Source organism: Caballeronia sp. J97 (assembly GCF_905220305.1).
Lineage (GTDB): Bacteria > Pseudomonadota > Gammaproteobacteria > Burkholderiales > Burkholderiaceae > Caballeronia.
Genome location: NZ_CAJMZL010000001.1, coordinates 621,193 through 634,313, shown reverse-complemented (window position 1 = coordinate 634,313; position 13,121 = coordinate 621,193). Strand labels below are relative to the sequence as shown.

Annotated in this window: 16 protein-coding genes; 5 read left to right on the top strand and 11 right to left on the bottom strand. The window is 62.9% G+C overall.

Translation table 11 applies throughout. The annotated features are described in order from the left end of the window. Window positions 1-56 precede the first annotated feature (56 nt). Complete coding sequence (locus tag U4Y90_RS02855) at window positions 57-1,163, top strand: FUSC family protein (RefSeq protein WP_321791977.1); 1,107 nt, start codon at window positions 57-59, stop codon at window positions 1,161-1,163. A gap of 11 nt (window positions 1,164-1,174) precedes the next feature. Here the strand turns inward: U4Y90_RS02855 and U4Y90_RS02850 are convergent, their stop codons facing one another. The 7 genes from U4Y90_RS02850 to U4Y90_RS02820 form a co-directional block, all read right to left on the bottom strand. Next, on the bottom strand, window positions 1,175-1,603 hold the full coding sequence (locus U4Y90_RS02850; protein WP_321791975.1) for a VOC family protein: 429 nt from the start codon (window positions 1,601-1,603) through the stop codon (window positions 1,175-1,177). A 177-nt stretch (window positions 1,604-1,780) separates the two neighbouring features. Next, window positions 1,781-2,734 (bottom strand): transaldolase, encoded by a 954-nt coding sequence (tal, locus tag U4Y90_RS02845; protein WP_321791973.1) that lies wholly within the window; start codon window positions 2,732-2,734, stop codon window positions 1,781-1,783. Window positions 2,735-2,952: 218 nt separating this feature from the next. Continuing rightward, window positions 2,953-3,201 carry an energy transducer TonB gene (locus U4Y90_RS02840; protein WP_321791972.1) on the bottom strand — a complete coding sequence of 83 codons (249 nt, stop codon included), beginning with the start codon at window positions 3,199-3,201 and terminating at the stop codon, window positions 2,953-2,955. Window positions 3,202-3,274: 73 nt separating this feature from the next. Beyond that, entirely contained in the window at window positions 3,275-4,471 is a 1,197-nt protein-coding gene (locus U4Y90_RS02835; protein ID WP_321791970.1) for a benzoate/H(+) symporter BenE family transporter, read from the bottom strand. A gap of 18 nt (window positions 4,472-4,489) precedes the next feature. Beyond that, complete coding sequence (locus U4Y90_RS02830; RefSeq protein WP_321791968.1) at window positions 4,490-5,665, bottom strand: VWA domain-containing protein; 1,176 nt, start codon at window positions 5,663-5,665, stop codon at window positions 4,490-4,492. Window positions 5,666-5,691: 26 nt separating this feature from the next. Further along, on the bottom strand, window positions 5,692-6,282 hold the full coding sequence (locus U4Y90_RS02825) for a GNAT family protein (protein WP_321791966.1): 591 nt from the start codon (window positions 6,280-6,282) through the stop codon (window positions 5,692-5,694). A 4-nt stretch (window positions 6,283-6,286) separates the two neighbouring features. Then, window positions 6,287-7,129: a MoxR family ATPase gene (locus U4Y90_RS02820; protein WP_321791964.1), complete on the bottom strand. Its 843-nt coding sequence runs from the start codon at window positions 7,127-7,129 to the stop codon at window positions 6,287-6,289. A gap of 395 nt (window positions 7,130-7,524) precedes the next feature. Between U4Y90_RS02820 and U4Y90_RS02815 the strand changes: the two genes are divergently transcribed. Next, complete coding sequence (locus U4Y90_RS02815; protein ID WP_061121774.1) at window positions 7,525-7,890, top strand: c-type cytochrome; 366 nt, start codon at window positions 7,525-7,527, stop codon at window positions 7,888-7,890. 42 nt (window positions 7,891-7,932) lie between these two features. Beyond that, complete coding sequence (locus U4Y90_RS02810; RefSeq protein WP_321791959.1) at window positions 7,933-8,313, top strand: c-type cytochrome; 381 nt, start codon at window positions 7,933-7,935, stop codon at window positions 8,311-8,313. A gap of 83 nt (window positions 8,314-8,396) precedes the next feature. On the opposite strand, the gene U4Y90_RS02805 is transcribed toward U4Y90_RS02810, so the two are convergent. The 3 genes from U4Y90_RS02805 to rsxB form a co-directional block, all read right to left on the bottom strand. After that, window positions 8,397-8,828: a DUF1841 family protein gene (locus tag U4Y90_RS02805; protein ID WP_062602779.1), complete on the bottom strand. Its 432-nt coding sequence runs from the start codon at window positions 8,826-8,828 to the stop codon at window positions 8,397-8,399. A 75-nt stretch (window positions 8,829-8,903) separates the two neighbouring features. Beyond that, complete coding sequence (gene nth / locus U4Y90_RS02800; RefSeq protein ID WP_321791956.1) at window positions 8,904-9,548, bottom strand: endonuclease III; 645 nt, start codon at window positions 9,546-9,548, stop codon at window positions 8,904-8,906. Window positions 9,549-9,564: 16 nt separating this feature from the next. Beyond that, window positions 9,565-10,401 carry an electron transport complex subunit RsxB gene (gene rsxB, locus U4Y90_RS02795; RefSeq protein ID WP_321791954.1) on the bottom strand — a complete coding sequence of 279 codons (837 nt, stop codon included), beginning with the start codon at window positions 10,399-10,401 and terminating at the stop codon, window positions 9,565-9,567. Window positions 10,402-10,768: 367 nt separating this feature from the next. Between rsxB and U4Y90_RS02790 the strand changes: the two genes are divergently transcribed. Beyond that, window positions 10,769-11,401, top strand: coding sequence for a TetR/AcrR family transcriptional regulator (locus U4Y90_RS02790; RefSeq protein ID WP_321792567.1), 633 nt, complete (start codon window positions 10,769-10,771; stop codon window positions 11,399-11,401). A gap of 99 nt (window positions 11,402-11,500) precedes the next feature. Here U4Y90_RS02790 and U4Y90_RS02785 read toward each other — a convergent pair whose 3' ends face one another. Then, window positions 11,501-12,772, bottom strand: a complete 1,272-nt coding sequence (locus tag U4Y90_RS02785; protein WP_321791952.1) for a polyhydroxyalkanoate depolymerase — start codon at window positions 12,770-12,772, stop codon at window positions 11,501-11,503. On the opposite strand from U4Y90_RS02785, the gene U4Y90_RS02780 reads away from it, so the two are divergent. Then, window positions 12,771-13,100, top strand: a complete 330-nt coding sequence (locus U4Y90_RS02780) for a hypothetical protein (protein WP_321791950.1) — start codon at window positions 12,771-12,773, stop codon at window positions 13,098-13,100. The genes U4Y90_RS02785 and U4Y90_RS02780 overlap by 2 nt on opposite strands. Window positions 13,101-13,121: the final 21 nt, after the last annotated feature.

Genomic DNA, 13,121 nt, shown 5'->3' with positions numbered 1-13,121 from the left:
TTATTCCGACAGCCTTCGCGTGACAGGGCGTGCGGGTTCATCGACGTGAGCGAACCATGCTTTCTCCGACATCGACGTCACTCAGGCGCGGCCGTCTCTTCCGCCTGTTTCACGGGATCGCGTCCCCGTACTTCCGCTACCGGCACGCGAACCTCATTCACGGGCTGCGCGTCGGCCTGGCGGTGGCGATGTCGATCGCCGTCACGACGGGCATCGACATGCCGCACGGCATCTGGGCGACGGTGTCCGTTCTGGTCGTCGTCGGCGGGTTGCAGCATTACGGCAACATCCGCAAGAAGGCCGCCGAGCGCGCAATCGGAACGATGCTGGGCGCGGGCTTCGGGCTTGTTCTGATCCTGGCGCAGACGCTCACCGGCTCGTCGATGGTCTTCTTCGTGCTGATGTGCCTGATCGCGGGCGGTTGCGCGTACTACGCGATCGGCAAGCCGGGCTATGTGGCGCTGCTCACGGCGATCACGATGGTCATCGTCTCCGGACACGGCGATCTGCCGCTTTCCACCGGGTTGTGGCGCACGGCCAACGTGCTGATCGGCGTCGTGATCGCGCTCGCGTTTTCGTTCGTGCTGCCGCAATACGCGACGTACTCGTGGCGCTACCGGCTCGCGGACAACCTGCGCGAATGCGCGAAGATCTACGGCACCTTGCTCGACGGCACGCCGCTCGCCGCCGAGGACACCGCGCGCCGCATGTATGCGATGAGCCAGCGGCTCGTGCAGGCGCGCGCGTTGATGGAATCGGTCGCGAAGGAAACCGAGGTGCCGATGGCGCGGCTGGAAGAAATCCAGCGGCTGCATCGATCGATTCTCGCGGCGCTGGAGATGCTGGTGACGTCGATGCCGGAAGTCGCGAGCGCAACGGCGAGCCGCTTCGCCATTGCATGCTCGCCGGGCGAGTACGCGGTGCGCCTGCAACTGCTGCAGATGGCGCGGGCGTTGCGCTTCGGGCGCGTCGGTTTGCTGTATCGCGCGATGGAAACTTCAGGTGCGCCGAAGCCGTGCGCGGACGACGAGGTGAACGCGACGACGCAGGGCATGCACTGGCTCGCGATGCGCTTCGTCGAGCAGGTGGATCGCTTGCGGCTGCGTCTGTCGGAAATCGAGCGGCAGTGGAATATCGAAGGCGCGCGGCCGCTCAATCCGTGACGCGCGGAAGTTCAGGCGGCCTGCGCTTCGCCTTCGTGCACCACGTTGATGAGCCAGGGCACGCCGAAGCGATCGGTCAGCATGCCGAAACCTTGTGTCCAAAATGTGGATTGCCACGGCGTGAGGACGTTGCCGCTTTCGGCGAGCATGTTGAAGATGCGTTCGCCGGATTGCGCGTCCTTCGCGGCGATCGAAAGCGTGAAACCGGAATAGTCTTTGCGCGGCTGACCGTAACGGCCGTCGGACACCATGATCGCGTTATTGCCGACGACGAACACCGCGTGCATGACCTTGTCCTGCCAGTCGGGCGGGGCGTTGCCACCGTCCGGCACATCGCGAAAGCGCACGAGAGCGGCAATCTGCGCGCCGAACGCCGCCTGATAGAGTTCGAGCGCGGCGGCGCAATCGCCGTTGTAGAAGATGTAGGTATCGAGTTGCATGACCCAATGACTCCGTGCATATGAAGCGGACATGCCGCTAAAGCTCGGAAGTCTATTGCAACGCGGTCCCACGTTGATTAGGAAAAAGTCAAATTACGTCAACAACGGGCGAAACAGAAAAAACCGCGGATTGCACCGATATTCCGGCGCGATCCGCGGTTTGGTTTGCCGCACGCGTTACTGGAGCGCGGCGATCAGTTTCTCGAGCTTGATGGCGTCGGCGGCGAATGCGCGAATGCCTTCCGCGAGCTTTTCCGTCGCCATCGCGTCGTCGTTGACGAGGAAGCGGAAAGTCGGCTCGTCGACGGCGATTTTCTCCACGTTTTCGTTCTTCAAATTGTCCGGCGAGAGCTTGCGCTCGACCTTGTCATTGCTGTCGGCGAGTTTCTTCAGGAGATCGGGGCTGATCGTGAGGAGATCGCAGCCGGCGAGTTCGGTGATCTGGCTCACCGTGCGGAAGCTCGCGCCCATGACCTCCGTCTTGTAGCCGAACTTCTTGTAATACGTGTAGATGCGGCGCACCGACTGCACGCCGGGATCGTTCGCGCCGCCGTTTTTGACATCGTCCCATTCCGCGCCGGCGGCCTTCTTGTACCAGTCGTAGATGCGGCCGACGAACGGCGAGATCAGTTGCGCGCCGGCCTCGGCGCACGCGACCGCTTGCGCGAGCGAGAAGAGCAGCGTCATGTTGCAGTGGATGCCTTCCTTCTGCAGCACTTCGGCGGCGCGGATGCCTTCCCACGTCGACGCCAGCTTGATCAGCACGCGATCACGGCCGATGCCGGCGTTCTCGTACAGCTTGATGATGTCGTGCGCCTTGTCGATGGACGCTTTCGTGTCGAACGAGAGGCGCGCGTCGACTTCAGTGGACACGCGGCCCGGAATGATCTTGAGAATCTCGGTGCCGAACGCCACGAGCAGATTGTCGATGATCTGCGGCATCGGCTTTTTCGCGTGCTCCTTGACGGTCTTTTCGAGCAGCGGCTTGTAATCGTCCTTCTGAACGGCCTTCAGGATCAGCGACGGATTGGTCGTGGCATCCTGCGGCTTGAACTGGATGAATTGCTGGAAGTCGCCCGTGTCGGCGACGACGGTCGTGTATTGCTTGAGCTGGTCGAGAGCGGATGTCATGTCGAGTCTCAGACGCGTTGCGCCTTGTCAAATTGCGGTAACCAACCCGCGGATTGCCCATGATTGCGACGCCGCGCGGCGACTTCGTTCGCGCGGCGCGCCCCTGAATATCATTCTCCCATTCTAGTCCCGCGCGTGGCGAACGCGCTGATACCGTGCGCGCGCACATTCGGCGTGCCGCATTTCGACCGGGGCATCCCCGGTGCGTTCATTCGCGCTCAATCCACCGCGTACGCGAGCTCGTGCCAGCGCCGCACCGTGCCCGAGCCGAGCTGGCCGCGCGCGAAGCGCATCTTGCGGACCTCGTCGAGCGCGTGGGCGTCCTTCGCCGGATCGCCGCAGCTCATTTTCAGGACGATGTCCTGGACGCGCCCGGCGTCGTCGAGCAGCACGCGCACGATGGTCTTGCGTTTCTGGGCGGCGCCCGGCGGTGCGGAGCGCGCGAGCAGTTTGTCGATCAAGGCCATGACGGAAATGCCAAAAATCTGTTGCGGAAGGATCGGCCGGAAATCAGGGCCGATTCCGCCATTGTAGGCTGCGTCAGGCGCGTCGGGCATTGAGCACGACATGGGTCGCGACGCCCGCGATCAATCCCCAGAACGCGGAGCCGATCGACAGCAACGTGAGGCCCGACGCCGTCACCATGAACGTGACGAGCGCGGGCTCGCGCTGGCGCGCGTCCTGCATGGCGTTGGCGAGCCCGCTCATGATGGAGCCGAACAGCGCGAGCGCCGCGACCGAAACCACGAGTTCTTTCGGAAAGGCCGCGAACAGCGCCGCGATGGTCGCGCCGAACGTCCCCGCGAGCAGGTAGAAGATGCCGCACCAGACGGCCGCGGTGTAGCGCTTGTCGCGATTCTCGTGCGCCTCGCGTCCGGTGCAGATCGCGGCGGTGATGGCGGCGAGATTCACGCCGTGCGAGCCGAATGGCGCGAGCACGAGCGATGCGAGGCCGGTCGTCGAGATGAGCGGGTCGGAAGGCGTCGTGTAGCCGTCCGCGCGCAACACGGCGATGCCCGGCACGTTCTGCGACGCCATCGCCACGACGAACAACGGAATGCCGATGCTGATTGCCGATGCAATCGAGAACGCGGGCATCGTGAAGACGGGATGCGCAAGCGCGACGTGAAAACGCGTGAAATCCAGCAGCCCGAGCCCGCCCGCGACAGCGATGCCCGCGACGAGCGTCGCCGGAATCGCGTAGCGCGGCACGAAGCGCTTGCCGGCGAGATACGTGAAGAACATCACGATGACGAGCGCCGTGCGATGCTCGGCGGCGCGAAAAATCTCGATGCCGATCTCGAACAGGATGCCGGCGAGCAGCGCGGCGGCGATGCCCGACGGAATGCGCTTCATCAGCGTGTCGAACCAGCCGGTGAGGCCGACGGCGGTCAGGAGCACGGCGCAGACGATGAATGCGCCGATCGCATCCGCGTACGCGACGTTCGGCAGCGAGGAGACGAGCAGCGCCGCGCCCGGCGTCGACCATGCGACGACGATCGGCGCGCGATAGCGCAGCGACAGGCCGATCGTGCAGACGGCCATGCCCATCGACAGCGCCCAGATCCACGAAGAAATCTGCGCGTCGGTCAGATGCGCGGCCTGGCCGGCCTGGAACATCAGCACGAGCGAACTGGTGTAACCGGTCATCATCGCGACGAAACCGGCGACGATGGTCGATACCGAGGAATCAAAGAAGGGGCGCAGCGCGACGGGCGCCGGGGAAGAGACTTTCATGCGTGGGGTTCGGGTGGTTTATTTCGACAGCGCGCGCATCGCGGTTTCGAGGCCGGCCATCGTGAGCGGATACATGCGATTGCCGAGCACGTTTCGAATCGCGGAGATCGACTGGCGATATTCCCATAGCCGCTCGGGCTCGGGATTGAGCCACGCGTGATGCGGGAATTGATCGGCAAGGCGGCGCAGCCACACCGCGCCCGCCTCGGCGTTGTTGTATTCGACGGAGCCGCCCGGCTGCAGCACTTCGTAAGGGCTCATGGTGGCGTCGCCGACGAAGATCAGTTTGTAGTCCGGCGTGAACTTGTGCAGCACGTCGAAGGTCGGGGTACGCTCCGCGTGGCGGCGGCGATTGTGCTTCCACAGATAGTCGTACACGCAATTGTGGAAGTAGTAGAACTCGAGATGCTTGAACTCGGCCTTCGCCGCCGAAAAAAGTTCCTCGACGCGCTTGATGTGATCGTCCATCGAGCCGCCGACGTCGAGCAGCATCAGCACTTTCACGTTGTTGTGGCGCTCCGGCACCATCTTCAGGTCGAGCCAGCCCGCGTTGGCGGCGGTGCTGCGGATCGTGTCGGGCAGATCGAGCTCTTCGGCGGCGCCTTCGCGCGCGAAGCGCCGCAAGCGACGCAGCGCGACCTTGATGTTGCGCGTGCCGATTTCGACCTGATCGTCGTAATCCTTGTATGCGCGTTCGTCCCACACTTTCACGGCCGTGCGATTCCCCGACGACTCCCCGCCGATACGAATGCCTTCCGGGTTGTAGCCGCCATGCCCGAACGGCGACGTGCCGCCCGTGCCGATCCACTTGTTGCCGCCTTCGTGCCGCTCCTTCTGCTCGTCCATCAGTTCCTTCAGGCGCTCCATCAGCTTGTCGAGGCCGCCGAGCGCCTCGATGCGCTTCTTTTCCTCCGCCGTGAATTCGCGATCGAGACGCTTTTTGAGCCAGTCGAGCGGAATGTCGAACGCTTCGTCGGGAAGCTGCGTCACGCCGTGAAAATACGCGCCGAACGCACGATCGAACTTGTCGAAGTACTTCTCGTCCTTCACGAGCGTCATGCGGGCGAGAAAGTAGAACTCGTCGAGCGACGGGGAGATCACCTGCGCCTTCAGCCCTTCGAGCAAGGTCAGGTATTCCTTCACGGAGACGGGCAGCTTCGCGTCGCGCAGCGTGTAGAAGAAGTCGATCAGCATGGCGCGCTCTCCATCTTGGCGGGTCTTTAGCGGTCGAGTCGGTAATTCAGGTTGGCGCGCACCGCCGGCCACTCCGAGCGGATGATCGAGAACACGACGGTGTCGCGCAGCACGCCGTCCTTGCCGATCTGATGGTTGCGCAGGATGCCGTCCTGCTTCGCGCCGAGCCGGGCGATCGCCGTGCGCGACGCGTGGTTCATGAAATGCGTGCGGAACTCGACCGCGATGGCATCGAGCCTGTCGAATGCGTGCGTCAGCAGCAGCAACTTGGCTTCGGAGTTGAGCGCGGTCTTCTGCACGCGTTTCGCATACCACGTATGGCCGATCTCCAGCCGCCGGTTCGCTTCGTCGACGTTGAAGTATCGCGTCGAGCCGACGACGTCGCCGGTCTTCGCATCGATCACGGCGAACGGATGCGCGCCGAGGCGGTCGCGCATGTCGAGCGCGGTGTCGATATAGGCGCGCGTCTTGTCGGGCGAGGGCACGAAGGTGTACCAGAGCTTCCACAATTCGCCGTCGCTCGCGGCGGCCGTGAGCGCCTGTTCGTGCTCGGGCGTGAGCGGCACGAGCCTGACGTGCTCGCCTTCCAGCGTGACGGGTTCGATCCAGCGGCTCATGTTCTCAACGATGGTTGCGGTTCATGAAGAGCAGCCGCTCGAACAGCGCGACGTCCTGCTCGTTCTTCAAGAGCGCGCCGTGCAGCGGCGGCACGATCTGCTTCTGATCGGACGAGCGCAGCGCTTCGGGCGGAATGTCTTCGGCCAGCAGCAGCTTGAGCCAGTCGAGCAGTTCGGACGTGGATGGCTTTTTCTTCAGTCCCGAGACGCCGCGCAGTTCGAAGAAGCTTTGCATCGCCGCGGCGAGCAAGTCCTGCTTGATATTGGGGAAATGCACCTCGACGATGGCCTTCATCGTCTCCGCGTCCGGGAACCTGATGTAGTGGAAGAAGCAGCGGCGCAGGAACGCGTCGGGCAGTTCCTTCTCGTTGTTCGACGTGATGATGACGAGCGGCCGATGCTTCGCGCGCACGAGCTCCCGCGTCTCGTAGACATAGAACTCCATGCGGTCGAGCTCGCGTAACAGGTCGTTCGGAAATTCGATGTCCGCCTTGTCGATCTCGTCGATGAGCAGCACGCTTTGCTGGTCCGACTCGAACGCCTGCCACAACACGCCCTTGACGATGTAATTGCGAATGTCCTTCACGCGTTCGTCGCCGAGCTGCGAATCGCGCAGGCGCGACACCGCGTCGTATTCGTAGAGACCTTGCTGGGCTTTGGTCGTCGACTTGATGTGCCATTGCAGGAGCGGCATGCCGAGCGCGCCCGCGACTTCCTCCGCCAGCATGGTCTTGCCGGTGCCGGGCTCGCCCTTGATGAGCAGCGGCCGTTGCAGCGTCATCGCGGCATTCACCGCGAGCTTGAGATCGTCGGTTGCGACGTATTGCGATGAGCCTTCGAAACGCATGACGAAGATCCGGTTGGCAAAAAAATCCCAGTATAAGTCAGAAGACCTTTCGGTATTGACGTGCGCCGGGTATCGTTTGAGCCGCTTCACCGGCGGTCGCCGCAGCGTGCCCGAAAGCGTGTGAAGTGCGCGCGCAAGCGGGCTCGTCGCTTGTACAGGGACGAATTGTCGCAGGTCAAACGGCTGCTTTTCAGCCGATTCCCCTTGCCAGCAAGGCTTCGGCACGGTTCGCGTGTGGACGGAGGGTAGGTCGCGCGGTACAATTAGCGCGATTTTTTTGGCCTGCGTGGCGACAAACCCTAGCAGCAAACAGTCCCGAGAAGGTTGTAATGCGCTCGGCGCCGGCCGCGGCCTTTGGAGCGCCGGATTTCCCCTCAAGCCAGGTTAGAAGAGCTATGAACAATTTCGTCGGCAAATGTGCCGTGATTGCAGCGCTGTCGGGTCTCGCCGGCTTCGCGACCCAGGCGTCGGCCGACGTCGTCGGCAACGCGAAGGCCGCAGAGGGCAAGGTCGCGATGTGCATCGGCTGCCACGGCATCCCCGGCTATCGCACCGCGTACCCCGAGGTCTACGAAGTGCCGATGCTGGGCGGCCAGAACGCGCAGTACATCGCCAATGCACTGCACGCCTACAAGAAGGGCGACCGTCATTTCGACACGATGCGCGCCATCGCGACGACGCTGTCGGATCAGGACATCGCCGATATCGCCGCGTACTACGCCGCGCAGACTCCCCAATCGAAGAACAATCCCGACAAGTGATCCGCGCGTGAGAACGCAAAGCGACAACGGGTAGGAGAATTCATGAAGCCGTCCAAGGCACTTCACTCAAGCTTCAAGGCAGCATGCGCGGCAGCGGCGCTTATCGGCATGACGGCGTTCGGCACGGCGCACGCGGCCGACGTGAGCAACGGCAAGGCATTGTCCGACAGCCACAACTGCGCGGCCTGTCACGGCCCCGGGCTCAACAAGCCGGTGAGCGGCGAGTATCCGCGTCTCGCGGGCCAGCACGCGACATACATCTACTGGGCGCTGCGCCAGTATCAGATCGGCGGCAACAACCCGAATTTCGGACGCAACAACGCGATCATGGCGGCGCAGGTGCAAAGCCTGTCGCAGAGCGATCTGAAGGATCTCGCGGCCTATATCGAATCGCTCGACGGCAGTCTCGTGCTGAAGAAGTAAGCGCGTTTCTCCGGCAGTCCGCAGACGAACGAAACACCCCGCTCTCGAGCGGGGTGTTTTGCTTGGGCGACCGGTTTCGATGCTTAGTCGCGCGAAGCACGGCGCTCGATCAGCGCGAGATAGGCGTCGGTGTCGGGCGGCGTGCCGGAGCGCTGCGCTTCCCAGATCACCTGTCCGAGGCAATCCATGATCGCGTGCTGCGCGTCGTGCGGCGAGCCGAGGCGCGCGACCAGCCGGTCGTGCGCGCGGCGGATGCCCGGCGGCTGATCGATCGACAGTTGCTCGCTGATCGCGAGGTGCATCGACAGATGCAGGAACGGATTGGTCTGGCCGCGATCGGGCGAGTAATCCGCTTCGCGCGATTCGGGATTCGCGAGCGCGTCGTGATATTCGGGATGCTCGCCGATCCAGTCGGCGGCCATGCTTTCGAGCGGCGTCAGAATCTCGCCGGCGCGCTCCTTGCGCCAGGTTTCGGTGAAGAACTGGCGAACTTCGTCGCGGCTGGGGTTGAACATAACGTATTGATTCGATTGCGGGTTTCTGAACCCGCTATTGTAGCCCGCGGCGCGCCGACTCTGCCGGGACCATGTTCATTCGACCGGCGCGGGCGTCTTCGGCCGATATTCGCAAAGCGGCTCGATCGCGCAATGCCAGCATTGCGGCACGCGCGCCTTGCAGACGTAGCGTCCGTGCAGGATCAGCCAGTGATGCGCGTCGTGCAGGAATTCCTTCGGCGTGAACTTCTCCAGTGCGGTTTCGACAGCGCGCACGTCCTTGCCGGGCGCGAGCCCCGTGCGATTCGCGACGCGGAAGATGTGGGTATCGACGGCGATCGCCGGTTGCCCGAACGCCGTGTTCAATACGACGTTCGCGGTTTTGCGGCCGACGCCCGGCAGCGCTTCGAGCGCCTCGCGGCTGTCCGGCACCTCGCCGCCGTACTGGTCGGTGAGAATGCGGCACGTCGCGATCACGTTCTTGGCCTTCGTGCGATACAACCCGATCGTGCGGATGTACTCCGACACGCCTTCCTCGCCGAGCGCCAGCACCGCCGCCGGCGTATCGGCGACGGGAAACATCTTGCGCATCGCCTTGTTGACGGAGACATCGGTGGCCTGCGCGGAGAGCATCACGGCGATCAGCAGTTCGAACGGCGTCGTGTATTCGAGCTCGGTCGTCGGGTGAGGGTTCAGGCTCTGCAAGGTCTCGTAGATGGCGCGGCGCTTCGTGGCGTTCATGGTTCGATGTCCGTTCTCACGCGGGTTTGTCGCCTTCGTCGGATCGAGGCGCGTTCTGGTCGTCCGTCAGGCCCAGACGGCGACGGCGCGCTTCCGCTTCGTCGATCTGCGCCTGCACCGCCGCGCTCACGTGATCCGTGTTTTTCGGACCCGAGCCGAGCTGCGCCATCTCTTCCTTCTTTTTGCGTGCGCGTTCAAGCGCGGCCTGAATGATCGCGCGCTTCTTCGCTTCCGGATCGTCGCCCGAAGATTGCGTGTGCGGCGTTTCCGGCGCGGGTTGCTCCGCTTGCGCGGCGCGCGCCGCCTGACGCGCGCTCGCCCGCGCCTGGGCCGCCGCTCGCTCGCGTTCGAGACGCGCGACTCGGCGATCGTGCCGCGCGCGCGCCGCATCGGCTGCTTCCTGACTCCACGCGTCCCAGCCGGTGCGTTCGCCGGTCACGGGCACCATCGCGATGCAATCGACCGGGCAGGGCGGCACGCACAGATCGCAGCCGGTGCACAGCTCGGCGATGACCGTGTGCATCTGCTTGGCCGCGCCGACGATCGCATCGACCGGGCACGCCTGCATGCACAGCGTGCAACCGATGCACACGTTCTCGTCGATCACGGCAACGGGCCGCGCGCGCTCCGCGCCGTGCGTCGTATCGAGAGGAATATCGGGCTTGCCGAGCAGCGCCGCCAATCGCGCGACGCCTTGGGCGCCGCCCGGCGGGCACTGGTTGTAGTTCGCCTCGCCGGCGGCGATGGCCTCGGCATACGGCCGGCAGGCGGGATAGCCGCACTTGGTGCATTGCGTCTGCGGCAGCAGGTCTTCTATGCGCTCCGCGAGCGTCTTGGAAAAGGTTGCGGTCACGAGGGATTGCGAGGATGCCTTGGGGACTGGCGCAGCGTCGGCGAAGATCGTCGATGTGATCACGCCCGATGCGAAGAAAACGCTTCGGCATCCACGACGACCGCACGCTGCCTGTTCGGCGCGCGTCCCGCTCGGCGGGCGCACGCTCGGCTTTTCGACATTATCGCCGAAGTCATCGCCAGTCGCGCCGAATGGCTTTCAATCCCAATTGCCAATGTCGTTCGATGTGCGCATAATCGAAGCGCTTTTCCGTTTGACCGCAGGACGGTGTTTCCCAATAACCATGGGCAGCGCCCGTTCACGTCATGTACCCCAATGCGGGCCGCGTGACGCTAATCCGGCAACGCGGCTCCCGAGTCATGCCACCATGAATCAGCCGAAAATCAAAAGAGATCCTGAAGGCACCCGGCGCCGTATCTTGCTTGCCGCCGCAGAAGAATTCGCGGCCGGCGGCCTGTTCGGCGCCCGCGTCGATCAGATTGCGCGCCGGGCGGAGACCAATGAACGCATGCTCTATTACTACTTCGGTAGCAAGGAGCAGTTATTCACCGCCGTGCTCGAACATGCGCTGTCTGCGCTCGTCGATGCCGAGCGAACGCTCGAACTCGACGGCATCGCGCCCATCGAAGCGATGACGCGGCTTGCGCATTTCGTCTGGGATTACTATCGCGATCATCCGGAATTGCTGCGCCTCATCAATAATGAAAATCTGCATGAGGCGAGATATATCAAAGGATCGAATCGAATCCGCGAACTCATTTCGCCCATCGTCACGACGCTGACGGCCATTCTCGATCGCGGACAGAAAGCCGGATTGTTTCGCACCGACGTCGATCCGCTCAAGTTCTACATCATCCTGTCGGGACTTGGCTATTACATCGTCTCGAACCGCTTCACGCTCGAGGCGACGTTCGGCCTCGACTTCAGCGAGCAAGTGCAGCGCGAGCAGATCGTGCGGATGAATACCGAATTGCTGCTGGCGTATCTGACACGTCGCTGATTCAACGCTGCCGCACGCGCTGTCCAAAGAAAAACCGTCGCGCCTTCTGCAAGGCGCGACGGTTTCGTTTGCTGCGATGAAACTGGTCCAGGCGCTCGCTTACGCGGGCACCGCTTCCGTCTTCGGCGTTTTGTCGTGCTCGAGAATGAACTCGCGCAATTGCGGATACACCATCGTGCGCCAGCGGCGCCCCGAGAAAATGCCGTAGTGACCCGCCTTCTCCGCCGTGAAATGCCGCTTGTGTTTCGCCGGGATGCCGGTGCACAGATCGTGTGCGGCGCGCGTCTGGCCGCTGCCGGAGATATCGTCGAGCTCGCCTTCGATCGTGAAAAGGGCGGTGTGCTCGATGTCCTGCGGACGCACGAGTTCGTCGTTGACTTCCCACGTGCCCTCGGCAAGCCGGAATTCCTGGAAGACGACGCGGATCGTCTCGAGGTAATACTCGGCGGCCATGTCGAGCACGGCGTTGTATTCGTCGTAGAAACGGCGATGTTGCTCGGCGTCTTCATCGTCGCCGCGCAGCAGATTTTGATAGAAGTCCCAATGGGCCGTCAGATGGCGCTCAGGATTCATCGCGACGAAACCCGCATGCTGCAGGAAGCCCGGATACACCTTGCGTCCGACGCCCGGATAGTTCGCCGGCACCGTGTAGATGACGTTGTTCTCGAACCACTCGTACGAGTGCTCGTTCGCGAGCGAGTTGACGGACGTGGGGCTGCGGCGCGCGTCGATCGGGCCGCCCATCATCGTCATCGTGCGCGGCGTGTCTTCGCCGCGGCTCGCCATCAGCGAAATGGCCGCGAGCACCGGCACGGTCGGCTGACACACCGAGATCACGTGCAGATCCTTCGCGCCGATGTGGCGGATGAACTCCTGGATGTATTCGACGTAATCGTCCAGATGGAACGGGCCGTTCTCGATCGGCACCATGCGCGCGTCGATCCAGTCGGTGATGTAGACCTTGTGATCCTGCAGCAGCGTTTTCACCGTGTCGCGCAAAAGCGTCGAATGGTGGCCCGAGAGCGGCGCGCACACGAGCACGATCGGCTCGTTCTTCAGCTTGGTGACGGTCGCGCTGTCGTCCGCGAAGCGCTTGAAGCGCAGCAGGCGGCAGAACGGCTTTTCGATCACCGTCTGTTCAACGATCGGAATGTTATGACCGTCCTTGACGATCTGATGGAGATTGAACTCGGGCTTCTCGTAGTCCTTGCCGAGCCGGTAGAGCAATTCGTAACCCGCGGCGAGACGGCTCGAACCCGGCACGTAGGCGAGCGGACTGGCCGGGTTGACAAACGACTTGGATGCGGCCTGTGCCCATGCTGTGAGGGGAGACAGCATGGCTCGCTGAAATTCGTGAATTTGATAGAGCATGGTTGCCCCAGTAACTCCGGTGGAAACCGGTACGCCCGTTGATCCCGGCAAAGCATCCGGCGATGAGCTTCAACGGCATTCGATGATCCCCGGCAGCGCGACGGGCTGTCGTCATGCTGCCGGGGCACTGTCTTTCCTGCGATGCGTCCTGCAAGTTTTTCCGTGTTGCGGCCTGAGCGTTATCGACTCGTGGCTGATGAAGCTTGAGCCGAGGCAAGATTTTCTGCCCATTAAACATTCAATTCAACTGATCGGGCGGATTTACCAGCTTGGAAACAACACATCTTGGTATCTTACATTTTGTGCATTGCACCAATATTACCGTTAAAACCCTAATTTCGCCAAACAA